16 protein-coding genes are annotated in these 16662 nt (G+C 54.3%); 13 read left to right on the top strand and 3 right to left on the bottom strand.

Translation table 11 applies throughout. The features are described 5' to 3' along the window. The first annotated feature begins 601 nt into the window (after positions 1 to 601). From rpmH to ACP4QI_RS22410, 12 genes are all read left to right on the top strand, one after another. Entirely contained in the window at positions 602 to 742 is a 141-nt protein-coding gene (gene rpmH / locus ACP4QI_RS22465) for a 50S ribosomal protein L34 (protein ID WP_002220736.1), read from the top strand. A gap of 16 nt (positions 743 to 758) precedes the next feature. Next, complete coding sequence (gene rnpA, locus ACP4QI_RS22460) at positions 759 to 1118, top strand: ribonuclease P protein component (RefSeq protein WP_014072458.1); 360 nt, start codon at positions 759 to 761, stop codon at positions 1116 to 1118. Then, entirely contained in the window at positions 1082 to 1339 is a 258-nt protein-coding gene (gene yidD, locus ACP4QI_RS22455) for a membrane protein insertion efficiency factor YidD (protein ID WP_132729115.1), read from the top strand. The genes rnpA and yidD overlap by 37 nt, the downstream gene beginning before the upstream one ends. Positions 1340 to 1341: 2 nt before the next feature. Beyond that, positions 1342 to 2982, top strand: coding sequence for a membrane protein insertase YidC (gene yidC, locus ACP4QI_RS22450; RefSeq protein WP_231313381.1), 1641 nt, complete (start codon positions 1342 to 1344; stop codon positions 2980 to 2982). 103 nt (positions 2983 to 3085) lie between these two features. Then, positions 3086 to 4450 carry a tRNA uridine-5-carboxymethylaminomethyl(34) synthesis GTPase MnmE gene (gene mnmE, locus ACP4QI_RS22445; protein ID WP_231313382.1) on the top strand — a complete coding sequence of 455 codons (1365 nt, stop codon included), beginning with the start codon at positions 3086 to 3088 and terminating at the stop codon, positions 4448 to 4450. Between the two features lie 194 nt (positions 4451 to 4644). Then, complete coding sequence (gene tnaC, locus ACP4QI_RS22440) at positions 4645 to 4722, top strand: tryptophanase leader peptide (protein WP_138370951.1); 78 nt, start codon at positions 4645 to 4647, stop codon at positions 4720 to 4722. A 229-nt stretch (positions 4723 to 4951) separates the two neighbouring features. Next, positions 4952 to 6367 carry a tryptophanase gene (gene tnaA, locus ACP4QI_RS22435; RefSeq protein WP_426495979.1) on the top strand — a complete coding sequence of 472 codons (1416 nt, stop codon included), beginning with the start codon at positions 4952 to 4954 and terminating at the stop codon, positions 6365 to 6367. Positions 6368 to 6457: 90 nt separating this feature from the next. Then, positions 6458 to 7714 (top strand): low affinity tryptophan permease TnaB, encoded by a 1257-nt coding sequence (gene tnaB, locus ACP4QI_RS22430; protein ID WP_426495980.1) that lies wholly within the window; start codon positions 6458 to 6460, stop codon positions 7712 to 7714. Between the two features lie 111 nt (positions 7715 to 7825). After that, a complete protein-coding gene (locus tag ACP4QI_RS22425) occupies positions 7826 to 9001 on the top strand; it encodes an MFS transporter (protein ID WP_426495981.1) in 1176 nt (391 codons plus the stop codon). Then, positions 8970 to 9932, top strand: a complete 963-nt coding sequence (yidZ, locus tag ACP4QI_RS22420) for an HTH-type transcriptional regulator YidZ (RefSeq protein WP_285112506.1) — start codon at positions 8970 to 8972, stop codon at positions 9930 to 9932. Before ACP4QI_RS22425 ends, yidZ begins: the two co-directional genes overlap by 32 nt. A 143-nt stretch (positions 9933 to 10075) precedes the next feature. Next, a complete protein-coding gene (locus ACP4QI_RS22415; RefSeq protein ID WP_142487654.1) occupies positions 10076 to 10822 on the top strand; it encodes a 4'-phosphopantetheinyl transferase family protein in 747 nt (248 codons plus the stop codon). A gap of 20 nt (positions 10823 to 10842) precedes the next feature. Further along, complete coding sequence (locus ACP4QI_RS22410; RefSeq protein ID WP_142487653.1) at positions 10843 to 11409, top strand: NADPH-dependent FMN reductase; 567 nt, start codon at positions 10843 to 10845, stop codon at positions 11407 to 11409. 41 nt (positions 11410 to 11450) lie between these two features. Here the strand turns inward: ACP4QI_RS22410 and ACP4QI_RS22405 are convergent, their stop codons facing one another. Next, positions 11451 to 12785, bottom strand: coding sequence for an NCS2 family permease (locus ACP4QI_RS22405; RefSeq protein ID WP_142487652.1), 1335 nt, complete (start codon positions 12783 to 12785; stop codon positions 11451 to 11453). A 168-nt stretch (positions 12786 to 12953) separates the two neighbouring features. On the opposite strand from ACP4QI_RS22405, the gene yieH reads away from it, so the two are divergent. Next, positions 12954 to 13619: a 6-phosphogluconate phosphatase gene (gene yieH / locus ACP4QI_RS22400; RefSeq protein ID WP_156265001.1), complete on the top strand. Its 666-nt coding sequence runs from the start codon at positions 12954 to 12956 to the stop codon at positions 13617 to 13619. A gap of 40 nt (positions 13620 to 13659) precedes the next feature. Here yieH and ACP4QI_RS22395 read toward each other — a convergent pair whose 3' ends face one another. Together ACP4QI_RS22395 and ACP4QI_RS22390 are read right to left on the bottom strand one after the other, a co-directional pair. Next, positions 13660 to 14820: an alpha/beta hydrolase-fold protein gene (locus ACP4QI_RS22395; protein WP_426495987.1), complete on the bottom strand. Its 1161-nt coding sequence runs from the start codon at positions 14818 to 14820 to the stop codon at positions 13660 to 13662. Positions 14821 to 14854: 34 nt separating this feature from the next. Further along, the gene (locus ACP4QI_RS22390) at positions 14855 to 16393 is read right to left on the bottom strand and encodes a carbohydrate porin (protein WP_426495982.1); all 1539 of its coding nucleotides are present in this window, start codon (positions 16391 to 16393) and stop codon (positions 14855 to 14857) included. Positions 16394 to 16662: the final 269 nt, after the last annotated feature.

Raw genomic sequence — 16662 nt, 5'->3', positions numbered from 1 at the left:
GGCGGACTCCACTCGAACATAAAAAGAAAGCTATTGAATAGTCATGATTGTAGACACACGTCGAAAAGACCCGGCGTTTAAGGGGGACGTGCGAACCGCTCTTTGCGGTTTTTGCCCGACCAGGATCCTGGGATCCGATCGGGACCGCGGATCATAGCCTAAACTGCGCCAGAGATCTTCTGTTTCTCACAGTTTCTTCCCGATTTATCCACAGGAGGATCGAAACGGGGTAAGTGTAAACGATCCTGATGAACCGCCCCCACGATTTAGGCCGCATATTGGAAAAATTAATGAGTAACGACCATTTTTTGCTTAAATGATCTAACGAAGATCCTGGACGATCCTTGCGATTTGCCCTGGAGCCCGTATAATTCCCCACCCGGCGCGTGGGACTCGAAGACCTGCGTCTGATGCTGCTCAATTTGCACGCTAAAAACGTGCGGAAAGACGCGGGAAATAAGGAAAGAGAATTGACTCCGGAGTGTACAATTATTACAATCCGGCCTCTTTAATCACCCATGGCTTCGGCGTCCAGTGTTCGTTATTCGTTCGGACTCCATAAAAAGTCATTGAATTTATTCAAGTTTAGGTAGAAATCGCCATGAAACGCACTTTTCAACCGTCTGTACTGAAGCGCAACCGTTCTCACGGCTTCCGTGCTCGTATGGCTACTAAAAATGGTCGTCAGGTTCTGGCACGTCGTCGTGCTAAAAGCCGTTCACGTCTGACCGTTTCCAAGTAATTAAGCTAACCCCTGCGTGGTTAAGCTAGCATTTCCCAGGGAGTTACGTTTGTTAACTCCCACTCATTTCACTTTCGTCTTCCAGCAGCCACAACGGGCTGGCACGCCGCAAATTACCATCCTCGGCCGCCAAAATTCGCTGGGGCATCCCCGTATCGGTCTCACTGTCGCCAAGAAAAACGTTAAGCGTGCGCATGAACGCAATCGGATTAAACGTCTGACGCGTGAAAGCTTCCGTTTACGTCAACATGAACTGCCTTCTATGGATTTCGTGGTGGTGGCTAAAAAAGGGGTTGCCGACCTCGATAACCGTGCTCTCTCGGAAGCGTTGGAAAAATTATGGCGCCGCCACTGTCGCCTGGCTCACGGGTCCTGATCGGCCTTATCCGGGTCTATCAACGCCTGATTAGTCCGCTACTCGGGCCACACTGCCGTTTCACACCGACCTGCTCAAGCTACGGAATTGAGGCATTGCGCAGGTTTGGAATGATAAAAGGCAGTTGGTTGACGGTGAAACGCGTATTAAAATGCCACCCTTTACACCCAGGTGGAGACGATCCCGTCCCCCCAGGACCTTTTGATACCAGAGAACACTAACGATGGATTCGCAACGCAATCTTCTTATCATCGCTTTGTTGTTCGTGTCTTTCATGATCTTCCAGGCTTGGGAGCAGGATAAAAATCCTCAACCTCAGCAGCAGGTCACGCAGACAACGACCACCGCAGCGGGTAGCGCCGCCGACCAGGGCGTACCGGCCAGTGGCCAGGGTAAACTGATTACGGTTAAGACCGATGTGCTTGAGCTGACTATCAACACCCGTGGTGGTGATGTTGAGCAGGCACAACTGGTAACTTACCCGAAAGAGCTCGGTTCTAACGAGCCGTTCCAGTTACTGGAAACCACGCCGCAGTTTATCTACCAGGCGCAGAGCGGCCTGACCGGTCGTGATGGCCCGGATAACCCGGCTAACGGCGCACGTCCGCTGTATAACGTCGATAAAGATGCGTTTGTGCTGGCTGATGGCCAGAATGAACTCGCGATCCCGATGACTTACACCGATGCTGCGGGCAACACCTTCACCAAAACCTTCACCCTGAAACGCGGTGAGTATGCGGTGAACGTGGGCTATAACGTGCAGAACACCGGCGCGAAACCGCTGGAACTCTCCACCTTTGGCCAGCTGAAGCAAACCATCAATCTGCCGTCGCACCGTGACACCGGAAGCAACAACTTCGCGTTGCATACCTTCCGTGGCGCTGCGTACTCCACGCCAGATACCAAGTACGAGAAATACAAATTCGACACCATCGCCGATAACGAAAACCTGAACGTCAGCTCAAAAGGCGGTTGGGTAGCGATGCTGCAACAGTATTTCGCGACGGCATGGGTGCCGAACAACGCTGGCTCCAACAACTTCTACACTGCCAACCTGAACGGCGTTGCCGCTATCGGCTATAAGTCTGAGCCGGTTCTGATTCAGCCGGGTCAAACCGGTACGCTGGGCAGCACCCTGTGGGTCGGTCCGGAAATCCAGGATAAAATGGCTGCCGTGGCACCGCACCTGGATCTGACCGTAGACTACGGTTGGTTGTGGTTCATCTCTCAGCCGCTGTTCAAACTGCTGAAGTGGATCCATAGCTTCCTGGGCAACTGGGGCTTCTCCATCATCGTTATCACCTTTATCGTTCGTGGCATCATGTACCCGCTGACTAAAGCGCAGTACACCTCCATGGCGAAGATGCGTATGCTGCAGCCGAAGATTCAGGCTATGCGTGAGCGTCTGGGCGATGACAAACAGCGTCAGAGCCAGGAGATGATGGCCCTGTACAAAGCCGAGAAAGTGAACCCACTGGGTGGCTGCTTCCCGCTGCTCATCCAGATGCCAATCTTCCTTGCGCTGTACTACATGCTGATGGGCTCCGTTGAGCTGCGCCATGCGCCGTTCGCACTGTGGATCCATGACCTGTCCGCACAGGACCCGTACTACATCCTGCCGATCCTGATGGGCGTGACGATGTTCTTCATCCAGAAGATGTCGCCAACCACCGTGACCGACCCGATGCAGCAGAAGATCATGACCTTTATGCCGGTCATCTTCACCGTGTTCTTCCTGTGGTTCCCGTCAGGTCTGGTGCTGTACTATATCGTCAGCAACCTGGTAACCATCCTTCAGCAGCAGCTGATCTACCGTGGTCTGGAAAAACGTGGCCTGCATAGCCGCGAGAAGAAAAATTCCTGACTTTAAGTAGGCCGGGTAAGCGAAGCACCACCCGGCAAACGGAACATAAATTAAAGGGCGGTCTATGGACCGCCTTTTTTATTGCATTAAGAAGAGACAAACCATGAGCCAAAACGACACTATCGTCGCCCAGGCAACCCCACCGGGACGCGGTGGTGTGGGCATTCTGCGTATCTCCGGCCTGAAGGCGCGCGAGGTGGCAGAAGCGGTGCTGGGGAAACTGCCAAAGCCACGCTACGCCGACTATCTGCCGTTTAAAGATAAAGACGGCACGGCGCTGGACCAGGGCATCGCGCTGTGGTTCCCGGGCCCGAATTCCTTTACCGGTGAAGACGTGCTCGAACTGCAGGGCCACGGCGGGCCGGTGATCCTCGACCTGCTGCTGAAACGCATTCTGACCCTGCCGGGTCTGCGTATTGCGAAGCCGGGCGAGTTCTCCGAGCGCGCCTTCCTGAACGATAAGCTCGATCTGGCCCAGGCCGAGGCGATTGCCGACCTGATTGATGCCAGTTCCGAACAGGCTGCACGTTCGGCACTGAACTCGCTGCAGGGGGCCTTCTCTGCCCGCGTAAACCATCTTGTGGAAGCACTTACTCACCTGCGGATCTACGTGGAAGCGGCCATTGATTTCCCGGATGAGGAGATCGATTTCCTCTCCGATGGCAAAATCGAAGCCCAGCTTAACGACGTGATGAACGATCTCGATGCGGTACGCGCCGAAGCGCGTCAGGGCAGCCTGCTACGCGAAGGAATGAAGGTGGTGATTGCCGGGCGTCCCAATGCCGGGAAATCGAGCCTGCTGAACGCGCTGGCGGGCCGTGAAGCGGCGATTGTCACCGACATTGCCGGTACAACCCGCGACGTGCTGCGGGAACATATCCATATCGACGGTATGCCGCTGCACATCATTGATACCGCCGGGCTGCGCGATGCCAGCGACGAAGTTGAGCGCATCGGTATCGAGCGCGCCTGGCAGGAGATCGAGCAGGCCGACCGCGTGCTGTTTATGGTAGACGGTACAACGACCGACGCCGTTGACCCGGCAGAGATCTGGCCGGACTTTATCGCCCGCCTGCCGGCTAAACTGCCGATCACCGTGGTACGTAACAAAGCGGACGTTACCGGAGAAACGCTGGGCATCAGCGATGTGAATGGTCACTCACTGATTCGCCTGTCGGCGCGTACCGGCGAGGGCGTGGATGACCTGCGTAACCATCTCAAGCAGAGTATGGGCTTTGATACCAGCATGGAGGGCGGTTTCCTGGCCCGTCGTCGCCATTTGCAGGCGCTGGAGCAGGCGGCGATGCATCTGGATCAGGGCAAAGCCCAGCTGCTCGGCGCCTGGGCTGGAGAACTGCTGGCGGAAGAGCTGCGTCTGGCGCAGCAGGCGTTAAGCGAGATCACCGGGGAGTTTACCTCGGATGACCTGCTGGGACGCATCTTCTCCAGTTTCTGCATCGGGAAATAAACCCGTTTCAGCCCTCTGCTAAAAAGCCGCATAACATCCCTGTTATTGCGGCTTTTTCCTTTTCTATATTACCTGAATAAATACCAAATATATCTGTTATATTCTCTGTGATTACAATCACAATTAATATCTCTGCACATAGACAAATATTCTCATTCGAATAGTGTAGTAGCGTGTCTAATGAGGATAAATCAATGACGATTATCTTAAATACATATATCACTTCAAAGTGGTTCAATATTGACAATAAAATTGTCAATCACCATCCGTAATCTCCCTTCGCCTCTCATTCTCTATGCAACCTGAATAGACGAATACTCTATTTATCCGGTATGCCTGAAATTATTGCGCCCGTATGGCTGCAATTGCGCCTCTGCACGCCTCGATCCGTGAGATATATTCTCCCGGTCGTGTGGCGATATAGCGGGCCCGGGCATACCTGTATTAATGGTTATTAAAAATAGCCACCAGCACCGCTGCGATAAAAACAGGAATTATATAATGGAAAACTTCAAACATTTGCCAGAGCCATTTCGCATCAGAGTTATTGAGCCGGTTAAACGTACCACAAGGGAGCATCGCGACAACGCCATCATTAAATCCGGCATGAACCCGTTCCTGCTGGATAGCGAAGATGTCTTTATTGATTTACTGACCGACAGCGGCACCGGCGCAGTCACACAGAATATGCAGGCCGCCATGCTGCGCGGTGACGAAGCCTATAGCGGAAGCCGCAGCTATTATGCGCTGTCCGATGCGGTGAAAGAGATTTTCGGTTATCAATACACTATCCCGACCCATCAGGGGCGCGGCGCCGAGCAGATCTATATTCCGGTGCTCATTAAAAAGCGCGAGCAGGAGAAGGGATTAGACCGCTCGAAAATGGTCGCCTTCTCTAACTACTTTTTTGATACCACCCAGGGACATAGCCAGATAAATGGCTGCACCGTGCGCAACGTGTATATCAAGGAAGCCTTTGATACCGGCATCCGTTACGATTTTAAAGGTAACTTTGACCTGCAGGGTCTGGAAAACGGCATCGAAGAAGTGGGTCCAGCCAACGTCCCTTATATTGTCGCGACCATTACCAGCAACTCCGCCGGTGGGCAGCCGGTGTCGCTGGCAAACCTGAAGGCGATGTATGCGATTGCCAGAAAATACGATATTCCGGTGGTGATGGATTCCGCGCGCTTCGCCGAAAATGCATACTTCATTCAAAAACGTGAAGCGGAATATAAAGACTGGACTATCGCGGAAATTACCCGGGAGACGTACAAGTACGCGGATATGCTGGCCATGTCGGCTAAAAAAGATGCCATGGTGCCGATGGGCGGCCTGCTGTGCATTAAGAATGACGACTATTTTGACGTCTATACCGAGTGCAGAACCTTGTGCGTCGTCCAGGAGGGCTTCCCGACCTATGGCGGTCTTGAAGGCGGCGCCATGGAGCGTCTGGCGGTAGGCCTGCACGACGGCATGGGTCAGGACTGGCTGGCATACCGTATTAATCAGGTGCAGTACCTGGTGGACGGCCTGGAAGCCATCGGCGTGGTTTGCCAGCAGGCGGGCGGACATGCGGCCTTTGTGGATGCCGGTAAGCTCTTGCCGCATATTCCTGCAGAGCAGTTCCCGGCGCAGGCGCTGGCCTGTGAGTTATACAAAGTGGCCGGTATTCGGGCAGTGGAAATTGGCTCGTTCTTACTGGGCCGCGATCCGAAAACCGGTAAGCAGTTACCCTGCCCGGCAGAGCTGCTGCGTTTAACCATTCCGCGCGCCACCTATACGCAATCGCATATGGATTTTATCGTCGAAGCCTTTAAGCACGTTAAAGAAAATGCGATGAATATTAAAGGATTAACCTTTACCTACGAACCTAAAGTATTACGTCACTTCACTGCCAGACTCAAAGAAGTTTAACCTTCTGTCCCCGGGTGGCTAAATGATTCTAGCCACCCGCAAAATAAATAGTTCAATAACATCAGGCTTACCATAATTGATGGGGGCACCATGGATAACGCTTTAGAATTAGAGACTAAACACTCATCGGTTTGGGGTGTCATGGTTATAGCAGGTACCGTTATTGGCGGGGGAATGTTTGCTTTACCCGTGGATCTGGCGGGAGCCTGGTTTTTTTGGGGCGCGTTTATTTTAATTATCGCTTGGTTTTCAATGCTTCACTCCGGGCTATTATTGTTAGAAGCAAATTTAAACTATCCCGTCGGTTCCAGTTTCAATACCATCACTAAAGATTTGCTTGGCAATAAATGGAATATCCTCAGCGGCTTCACGGTCGCCTTTGTACTTTATATCCTGACGTATGCTTATATCTCCGCAAACGGTGCCATCATCAGTGAAACCATTGCCATGAATCAGGGGACCCATGTTAATCCCCGGATAGTGGGTGTCTGTACGGCAATCTTCGTTGCAGGCGTACTGTGGTTCAGCTCACTGGCGGCCAGCCGCATTACCTCGCTGTTTTTAGGTATTAAGATCATCGCCTTTATCGTTGTGTTCGGCTCCTTCTTCTTTCAGGTCGATTATTCAATCTTACGAGACATCAACGTTACGCCGGCCAGCAATACCACCTACTTCCCCTATATCTTTATGGCCCTGCCCGTCTGTCTGGCATCGTTTGGGTTTCATGGCAACATTCCCAGCCTGATCATCTGCTATGGCAAGCGAAAAGATAAACTGATAAAAAGCCTTGTCTATGGCTCGCTGCTGGCCCTTTTTATCTACCTGTTCTGGCTCTATTGCACGATGGGGAACATTACACGCGACAGCTTCAATGAGATCATCTCGTCCGGGGGCAATGTTGACTCGCTGGTAAAATCCTTCCTCGGCACCCGACAGCATGGGGTGATTGAATTTTGCTTACTGGTTTTCTCCAATTTAGCAGTGGCCAGCTCGTTCTTCGGGGTCACCTTAGGCCTGTTCGATTATCTTGCCGACCTCTTTAAACTCGATAATTCACCGTCCGGTCGCCTGAAAACGATTATGCTGACCTTCCTGCCGCCCACCCTGCTCTACCTGATCTTCCCGAACGGGTTTATCTACGGTATTGGCGGGGCGGGATTGTGCGCCACCATATGGGCGGTGATTGTCCCGGCAATCCTGGCGCTGAAAGCGAGACAAAAATTCCCGAATAAGACCTTCACCGTCTGGGGCGGTAGGGTTGTCCCCTCGCTGGTGATCCTGTTCGGGGTCGTGGTCATCGTTTGCTGGTTCGGGAATACCTTCCATTTCTTACCGCGCTTTGGCTAAACCCGCTCATCAGAAGGTGATTTCCTGACAGGAAATCACCTTTGTCCAAATGGCAACTCGCCACCTTCCCTTTCTCCCCCTATGCTTCTTGCCTGACTCTATGGGGGTGTTATGGCTCGTTTTCTGTTTTGTAGTTTTGCGCTGGTGCTGCTTTATCCATCGGGCATTGATATGTATCTGGTGGGTTTGCCACACATCGCCCGCGATCTGGATGCCAGCGAAGCGCAGCTGCATATCGCGTTTTCGGCCTACCTGGCGGGGATGGCGTCATCAATGGTGTTTGCCGGAAAGATTGCCGATAAAGCCGGACGGCAGCCGGTCGCCATTACCGGGGCGGTGATTTTTGCACTGGCCTCCGTGCTCTGTTCAATGGCAGAGGAGAGTTCGCTATTCCTTACCGGACGCTTTATCCAGGGCGTCGGCGCAGGCGGCTGCTACGTGGTGGCTTTTGCCATCCTGCGCGATACCTTAAGCACCCAGCGTCGCGCCAAAGTGCTTTCCATGATGAACGGCATCACCTGCATTATCCCGGTGCTGGCGCCGGTGGTGGGTTACCTGATTATGCTGCAGTTTCCGTGGCAGAGCCTTTTCTGGACGATGGCGGCGATGGGGATGCTGGTCTTTATCCTGTCGATCGCGGTACTGAAAGAGACCCACCCCGGAGCGCAAAACCGGGAGCATAGCGCGTCTGTCCCGCCTGACGAGAAGCTGCTCAACCGCTTCTTCATCAGTCGGTTGCTGGTCACCACCCTGAGCGTGGCGGTGATCCTTACCTATGTAAACGTTTCCCCGGTATTGCTGATGGAAACCATGGGCTTCGATCGCGGAGAATATTCCACGGTGATGGCCTTAACCGCGCTGGTCAGTATGGCGGTCTCGTTCTCGACGCCGTTTGCGCTGAACATCTTCCGCCAGCGCACCTTGATGCTGGCCTCCCAGGCGCTGTTCCTGGCGGCAGGTGTGATTCTGGCGACCGCCGGTTCACAGGCGATGATGCTTGTCGGTATTACCCTGATTTGCGCCGGGTTCTCCGTCGGCTTTGGCGTGGCGATGAGTCAGGCGCTGGGCCCGTTCTCGCTGCGTGCAGGCGTAGCCAGCTCGGTGCTGGGTATCGCCCAGGTCTGCGGCTCTTCGCTATGGATTTGGCTGGCAGCCATAATGGGACTCAATGCGCTGAATATGCTGATCGGGGTGCTGATTGGCTGTAGCATGCTCTGCATCACCCTACTTTTGTTTATCCGGCCCGCAGCGCATCATGAAGAAGCCCCTCAGCAGTCTCGATCTTAACCTGTTGTTGTGCCTGCAGCTTTTGCTGCAGGAACGCAGCGTCACCAAGGCCGCGAAACGGATGAACGTTACCCCTTCCGCGGTGAGTAAATCGCTGGCGAAGCTGCGCGACTGGTTTGACGATCCGCTGTTTGTGAAGACTCCGCTGGGGCTGCTGCCGACGCCGCTGACGGTGAGTCTGGAACAGGATCTGGCCGACTGGATGCAGATAGGCAACCAGATCCTCGATAAATTTCACCCTGACTCCCCCGGCGGCCTGACGTTTGAGCTGGCGGCGGAAACCCCGCTGATGCTGATCCGCTTTAATGCCCTGCTGGCACAGGTGAACCAGCGCTATCCGCAGGCCACGGTGAAGATGCGCCACTGGGATTATGATTCGCTGGACGCCATAACCCGCGGGGAGGTCGATCTCGGCTTTACCGGGCGCGAAACACATCCCCGCTCCCGCGAGCTGTTAAAGCTGATGCCGTGGTTTATTGACTACGAAATTTTGTTCAGCGATCGCCCGTGCGTCTATCTGCGCGAAGACCATCCTGCGCTACAGGAGGAGTGGAACCTCGAAACCTTCCTGCGCTATCCGCATATCAGTATCTTCTGGGAGCGTAGCGACACCTGGGCGCTGGATGAAGTGCTGAGAGAGATGGGACGTACGCGTAATATCGCCATGAGCCTGCCCGGCTTTGAGCAATCGATGTTTATGGCGGCGCAGCCGGGCCATAACTACATTGCCACCGCCCCGCACTACTGCCATCACTACAATCAGCTCCACCAGCGGCAGCTGGTTACCCTACCGATCCCCATTGATGAGGCGCAGGCACTGAAGCTCACCGTGCCTTTCACCCTGATCTGGCATAAGCGTAACAGCCACAACCCCAAAATCCTCTGGCTGAGAGAGACCATCAAGGCGTTATACGGCCCGCCATTGCGTTAGACGCCTTGTTTTCGCCTAAGAAAATGTAAAGTTCCGCCGCAAAACTTCCCTTACTCCCATTTAGCCATTAAAACAGTAAGCGAGTTAAGCGATAATCATGTAACCGTTTAACCTGACGACTGACCATTATCACGGAGCGAAAAATGGCTACGCATTTTGCAAGAGGGACGCTGACCGAGGGGCGGCTGGTTTCAACCAGACTCTCTTTAAACTGTCAAAACGAAGCGCGGATGCTTCCTGAACATCGCCGCACACGGTTTCTGGCTTCCCGGATGTTGCTCGCTGAACTATTGTTTATGCTTTACGGCACCAGCGAGCTGCCGAAGGTGATTACCGAACCAGAGGGTCGCCCTGTGTTCGCCGATCCGGAGCTTCCCCGCTTTTCCATTGCCTACGCTGGCAATATCGTGGGCCTGGCGCTGACAACAGAAGGCGATTGCGGTCTGGATATGGAGCTGCAGCGGGCGCTCCGCAGCCCGGATGGCTCTCACGCCCATGACACCTACCCGCTCTCCAGCAACGAGAACTTATGGGTGCGCAACCAGAACGACCCCCATGAAGCCAGAGCGCAGCTGATTACTCTGCGTCAGAGCATCCGTAAGCTGTCGGGCGACGCCAGCGACTGCGCCAGCCTGCTGCAACTGTTACCGGGCTCCGGCCGTCTACGGGCCGCCAGAGCCGCACAGGTAGAAGCCTTAAGCGACGCTGAAGATGTTCTGATCTGGTCTATCGCCGTCACTCCGGCCATTGAACGGCTAAAAATTTGGGAGTTCGACAGCCGCCTCGGATGGCAGAGTCTGCCGGACGTCCCCGCCCGTGCGAACGAACCGGCCGCGCGCCTGATGCGCCTGACCAGTCTACCGGCGGAAAAAGCGATTATTCTCACCTGACCTTTCAAGAAGGAGTAGTGATGTCTGATACGTTAAAGGTTGTTACGTTACTGGGAAGCCTGCGCAAAGGTTCATTTAACGGGATGGTTGCCCGCACGCTGCCGAAGCTGGCGCCCGAGGGCATGGACATTACCGCCCTGCCGTCGATCGGCGATATTCCGCTGTACGACGCGGATGTGCAGCAGGAAGAGGGGTTCCCGGCTGCGGTAGAAGCGCTGGCAGCGCAGATCCGCGAAGCGGACGGCGTGGTGATTGTCACTCCGGAATATAACTATTCCGTGCCGGGTGGCCTGAAGAACGCCATTGACTGGCTCTCCCGTCTGCCGGAACAGCCGCTGGCGGGTAAACCGGTGCTGATCCAGACCAGCTCCATGGGCGCGATTGGTGGCGCACGCTGTCAGTATCATCTGCGCCAGATCCTGGTGTTCCTGGATGCGATGGTGTTGAACAAGCCGGAATTTATGGGCGGCGTGATTCAGAACAAGGTCGACCCGCAGACGGGTGAAGTGATTGATCAGAGCACCCTGGACCATCTGACCGGTCAGCTGAGCGCGTTTGGGAAGTATATTCAGCGGGTTAAAGCGTAAGCAGTCCGACCCCCTCCCACAGGGAGGGGGCTTTCTGTTTATCAGGCATCAATAAACGCAATCTTCAGCACGAACAGCAGCGCAACGACCATCACGCATGGGCTGATTTCACGCCAGCGTCCGGTGCCCGCCTTCATCACGCAGTAAGAGATAAAGCCCAGCGCAATCCCTTCGGTAATAGAGAAGCTGAACGGCATCATCACCGCGGTAATAAACGCCGGAACCGCTTCGGTCAGGTCGTCCCACTTCACGCGCGACAGGCTGGAGGTCATCAGCACGCCCACGTAGATCAGCGCACCGGCGGCGGCATAAGGCGGTACCATGCCCGCCAGCGGTGAAAGGAAGATCACCAGCAGGAACAGCAGGCCAACCACTACCGCGGTCAGACCGGTACGGCCACCGACCGACACCCCGGAAGAGGATTCGATATAGGCGGTCACCGACGAGGTCCCGATAAAGGAGCCAGTGACGGAAGAGATACTGTCCACGAACAGCGCCTGCTTCATGCGCGGGAATTTGCCCTTCTCATCCGCCAGACCGGCTTTGTCGGTCACGCCAATCAGCGTCCCGGAGGAGTCAAACAGGTTCACCAGCATAAAGGAGAAGATCACCCCGGCCAGACCCAGATTCAGCGAGCCCGCCAGATCGACGTGGCCAATCACGGTGGTCACGCTCGGCGGCGCAGAGACGATGCCGCTGTAGTGCACGTCGCCCAGCATCCAGCCCAGCAGGGTAGTAACGATAATGGAGACCAGCACCGCCGCGTGGATGTTGCGGGAGGCCAGAATCGCGATGATGAAGAAGCCCAGCACGCCCAGCAGCACGCTGTGGGAAGTCAGTTTACCGATGCTGACCAGAGTTTCCGGGTTTGCCACGATCACACCGGCGTTTTTCAGCCCCATCATGCCGATGAACAGGCCGATACCGCTGGTGATGCCCACGCGCAGGCTGACCGGGATATTGGCAATCATCCAGTAACGCACGCGGAAAATGGTCAGGATCAGCAGACCGACGGCACCCCAGAAGATAGCGCCCATCCCCACCTGCCACGGCAGGCCCATCGCCTGGACCACCACAAAGGCGAAGAAGGCGTTCAGACCCATCGCCGGTGCCAGCGCAACCGGCAGGTTAGCGAACAGCCCCATCAGGATGCTGCCGAAGGCGGCGATAAGGCAGGTAGTAACGAAGACGGCACTGGTATCCATGCCAGCAACGCCCAGAATTTGCGGGTTCACAAAAACGATATAGACCATCGTCAGGAAGGTGGTGAAACCGGCGATCACTTCGGTGCGTGCCGTCGTGCCGTGTTCGCGCAGTTTAAACACGCGCTCAAGCAAACCCGTGCCAGAAGACTGGGTAGTGTGTTGTTGACTCATCATCTATTTCCGAACAAGGAGGGAAAATTCGTCGCTATCCTATACCAAAATGCGACAATAGGGGCGGTTGAGAGGCACTTTTTTTCATTGAATTTGCTTATACGGCAACGATTGCGTCTCAACGTTATGCAGCACGTAAACGTTAAACTTGTTAAGAAAGGGAAATGCATGTCTCAGATTGATGCAGTATTTTTCGACTGCGACGGTACGCTGGTCGACAGTGAGGTCATCTGTTCCCGGGCGTATGTCACCATGTTCCAGGAATTTGGTATCACGCTCGATCTCGAAGAGACGTTTAAACGCTTTAAGGGCGTGAAGCTCTACGAAATCATCGACATCATTAACGCCGAACACGGCGTCAGCCTCGCGAAAGCGGATCTGGAGCCTGTTTACCGCGCCGAGGTCGCACGCCTCTTCGACTCCGAACTGGAAGCGATCAATGGTGCCAGCACCCTGCTGGATTCGATGGCGGTGCCGATGTGTGTGGTCTCTAACGGCCCGGTGAGCAAAATGCAGCACTCTCTTGGCAAACTGCAGATGCTGCACCATTTCCCGGAAAAACTGTACAGCGGCTACGATATCCAGCGCTGGAAACCCGATCCGGCCATGATGTTCCATGCCGCGAAAGCGATGAACGTCAACGTGGAGAACTGCATTCTGGTGGACGACTCCAGCGCGGGTGCGCAGGCGGGGATCGCCGCAGGCATGGAGGTATTCTACTTCTGCGCCGATCCGCACAACCCACCGCTGGACCATCCGAAGGTGACGACCTTTACCGACCTGGCCCAGCTGCCGGAACTGTGGAAAGCGCGCGGCTGGAATATCACCCGCTAAGCCTGATAAGCCGTAAAGCGACTCGCTTTACGGCTTTTTGCTATTTAAACAGTTTCTGGACGAAGTCCGCATAGGCCGGTCGCCAGACATCCATCTCATGATTCAGACCCGGATATTCGTGATAGTCGAACTTAATCTGGCGTTTCTCAAGCTCCTGCTTCAGCCCGGCGATATCCTTGCCCGTCACGGCATCTTTTTCACCTACCACAACGGTGAAATTGCGTAGCTGCTTATTGATGGCCTGCGGATCGTTGAGCCGCGCGCTGACGCCCGCATCCGGTACGCTGGTGGTAGTGACGCCGCTAAAGGTGGCCAGCCAGCCAAAGCGTTCAAGATGGTTCATCCCTGAGACCAGCGCCTGATAGCCACCCTGGGACAACCCCGCCAGTGCACGCCCTTCGGCATCATCACGCACATTAAACCGCTGGCTTATGAGCGGTATGATGTCGTTCATCAGCTCCCGATCGGCAGCCTGGGCATTTAATGGATAGAAGGCTTTGCGTCGCTCGTTCGGCACGAAGGTTTCAGGCACAATGCCGGCGGCGTCGGTTTCGGTATCCGGCACCACCACCAGCATCGGGGCAATCTTTCCGGTCGCGAGCAGGTTATCCATAATCTGCGCGATGCGCCCCTGATCGATAGCCGAACGTCCCGTATCACCAAAGCCGTGATAGAAGTAGAGTACCGGCAGCGGTTTCCCCTGTCCGCTGTAGCCCGGCGGCGTCCAGACGAACAGCTGACGCTCCGACTTTAGCGCCGCCGAATGATAGGTCAGGGTAATAAGATCGCCGTGCGGGACCGGGTTAACGTCCAGAATACTGCCCGGCACCAGCACCATGCTGGTGTTCACCTGACGTTGTGGTTTGGTCATTGCCGTGCCGGTATCAATACTGCGTACACCATCAACGTTGAAGAAATATTCATACAGATTGGGCTGCATCACCGGCCCTCGCCAGCTCCAGATACCCGAAGCGTCTTTGGTCATCGGATGAATGTTTTCCGGGGTCGGGATCCCCACCACCACCGATACGCTTTTCGCCGCCGGGGCGAAGTAGCGATACGTCACCGTATTATCGGCATTTACCTGGGTGACATACTGGCTCAGCGGATAAGCGGGATCCGGAGCAGCGGGAAGATTTGCCGCGAAAGCCGATGGGCCAAGTGCAAGACAGAGCGTAATAACGGATAAAGCTGTTTTCATTCTTTTCATTAATATTGTCCTTTATGCGATCCAGTTACCACCAGATTTCAGCCTGCGCGCCAATGGCAAACTGATCCTTTTTTTGGTCTTCGAAGGTGAAATTATCTAATTCCGTCTCTTCGGCTTTAATATAAGTGCCATAAAAACGCAGTTCCGGGCGGGAGGTCAACATACTGGTATTCACTTTGAAAGTATGGAACAGTGTGGTTTTATAGCCTGATTCATAATATTTCTTGCCGGTCAGGTCGGTGTTTTGCTGTTTGAAATAACCCAGCTCAACGCCTGACTGATTATATTGATCCCAGATATACGCCGGACGCACAACGGTGCGAATGGACTCGAAATCGGAATGGGCCCCGGTTTCATAGCTGTAAACGTCATTGCCGAAGGAGTAGACCAGCGCGCTGGCCATGATGACGTCATCCCGTAGATACATCTCGCCCTGCGAGGTCACGCGCACCGCCGTCCCGTTGGTATGGTCGCCATAATATCTGCCGTTGGAGGTGGTAAAAGGGCTGGAACCGGCATAGCGCGAGAAGCTGCTGGCGATGGAGTTATTCGCCACCAGCACGGAATACTCATTGAATCCGCCACTATCCAGTTTTTGCGTTAAGGTGGTGCCGACCATCCAGGTGTCTTTCCACGGATAATAGCCGTTATTATCCTGGTTATACTTCTCGCCTGAGCTTTGATTGGCCGCGACATAGCGCCCGCTGACCATCAGCGAGGCTTTATCCCATAGCGGCAGTTCTTTATAACGCAGGTCGATGGTGTTGGTGTTCAACTGCTGCTTGTTTTTGAGCTCGCGATCGTAGTCATCCACGTCTTCCCGCACCAGCGCAATATCCACCTTGCCGGGTCCCACTTTCCAGTTTTCCAGCCCTACGCCCGCTGCGGCATCCGTTCGTTGGGTTTTCCAGTCCAGCATCTGGATTTCGATCTTCGGTGCACCGTGCTTCCCGACCCAGAAATCGGCCTCCGGGGCAAACGGCAGGAACCCCTGGGTAGTCACGTACATATCGGAAAATTGCAGATAGTTTTCGCCGCCCGCGTTATCGCCAAACCAGCCGGTGGAGTACTGTTGGCCGACGTTGCCATCCAGCATCACAATGGCATCGACGCGTTTATTGCCTTCGTTATAGACCCGCTGCTTAAGCTGCAAATCGAACCAGCCCGAATATTCATTACCGAAGCGCCCCAGGGAGCCAATGGCCCAGGATTTTGGCGAACCATGCGATGCGGTGCCCCAGCCGGAGCGGAAATAGCCGTTATAGCTAAAGCCAATTTCATCTTTCACAAATTTACTGAAGTCTTTCATGGTGATGGAGGAATAAACCGCCTCGGTATGGGCATCCTCTGTTTTGACCAGTACGGCGTCGGGTTTTTTCGCCGGGCTGGCGGTCTGCGTTTTAACGATCTCCTTATCTTTATACTGCTGAAGCTCTGCCTGAGTCTCTTTTAGCGCCTTTTCCAGTAATTCGAGGCGCTGCTCCACCGTTAATGGCGCAGACACGGCCTGACCGAGAGGTGCCATCATTAAAATGGCCGAGGTAATAAGGGTTCTCCTGAACATAATATTAGTCCCTGTTAATTTATCTTTTAAAATAAAAAAACCTGAAAGCGATTAGCCTCCGCCAGGAGATAATCACTTTCAGGTTTTGCCCGCTTAATAGCGGTAACAATCCATTTTTGCTTAATAACGTTATTAGCGCATTAACGTATTTCAGTGGCTCGCGTTAATATCGGGATGTTTTAGGTTAGAAGAGAAAAGAAAACAACCGGGAAAAGTTTGAAATGTGACTGACGGCAATGTTATTACGTGGGGAGGAACAGAGTTATTCG

The sequence above is a fragment of the Leclercia sp. TB492 genome (assembly GCF_049974505.2).
Classification (GTDB): domain Bacteria; phylum Pseudomonadota; class Gammaproteobacteria; order Enterobacterales; family Enterobacteriaceae; genus Enterobacter; species Enterobacter adecarboxylatus_C.
This window is presented reverse-complemented; position numbering and strand designations above follow the sequence as displayed.

Bases quoted from the DNA above. Each gene is read 5' to 3' on its own strand.
- ACP4QI_RS22405 (WP_142487652.1), bottom strand. From the start codon at position 12,785: ATGAGTCAACAACACACTACCCAGTCTTCTGGCACGGGTTTGCTTGAG.
- yieH (WP_156265001.1), top strand. From the start codon at position 12,954: ATGTCTCAGATTGATGCAGTATTTTTCGACTGCGACGGTACGCTGGTC.
- yidD (WP_132729115.1), top strand. From the start codon at position 1,082: ATGGCGCCGCCACTGTCGCCTGGCTCACGGGTCCTGATCGGCCTTATC.
- yidC (WP_231313381.1), top strand. From the start codon at position 1,342: ATGGATTCGCAACGCAATCTTCTTATCATCGCTTTGTTGTTCGTGTCT.
- tnaC (WP_138370951.1), top strand. From the start codon at position 4,645: ATGACGATTATCTTAAATACATATATCACTTCAAAGTGGTTCAATATT.
- ACP4QI_RS22415 (WP_142487654.1), top strand. From the start codon at position 10,076: ATGGCTACGCATTTTGCAAGAGGGACGCTGACCGAGGGGCGGCTGGTT.
- tnaB (WP_426495980.1), top strand. From the start codon at position 6,458: ATGGATAACGCTTTAGAATTAGAGACTAAACACTCATCGGTTTGGGGT.
- ACP4QI_RS22390 (WP_426495982.1), bottom strand. From the start codon at position 16,393: ATGTTCAGGAGAACCCTTATTACCTCGGCCATTTTAATGATGGCACCT.
- ACP4QI_RS22425 (WP_426495981.1), top strand. From the start codon at position 7,826: ATGGCTCGTTTTCTGTTTTGTAGTTTTGCGCTGGTGCTGCTTTATCCA.
- mnmE (WP_231313382.1), top strand. From the start codon at position 3,086: ATGAGCCAAAACGACACTATCGTCGCCCAGGCAACCCCACCGGGACGC.
- ACP4QI_RS22410 (WP_142487653.1), top strand. From the start codon at position 10,843: ATGTCTGATACGTTAAAGGTTGTTACGTTACTGGGAAGCCTGCGCAAA.
- rpmH (WP_002220736.1), top strand. From the start codon at position 602: ATGAAACGCACTTTTCAACCGTCTGTACTGAAGCGCAACCGTTCTCAC.
- tnaA (WP_426495979.1), top strand. From the start codon at position 4,952: ATGGAAAACTTCAAACATTTGCCAGAGCCATTTCGCATCAGAGTTATT.
- ACP4QI_RS22395 (WP_426495987.1), bottom strand. From the start codon at position 14,820: ATGAAAACAGCTTTATCCGTTATTACGCTCTGTCTTGCACTTGGCCCA.
- yidZ (WP_285112506.1), top strand. From the start codon at position 8,970: ATGAAGAAGCCCCTCAGCAGTCTCGATCTTAACCTGTTGTTGTGCCTG.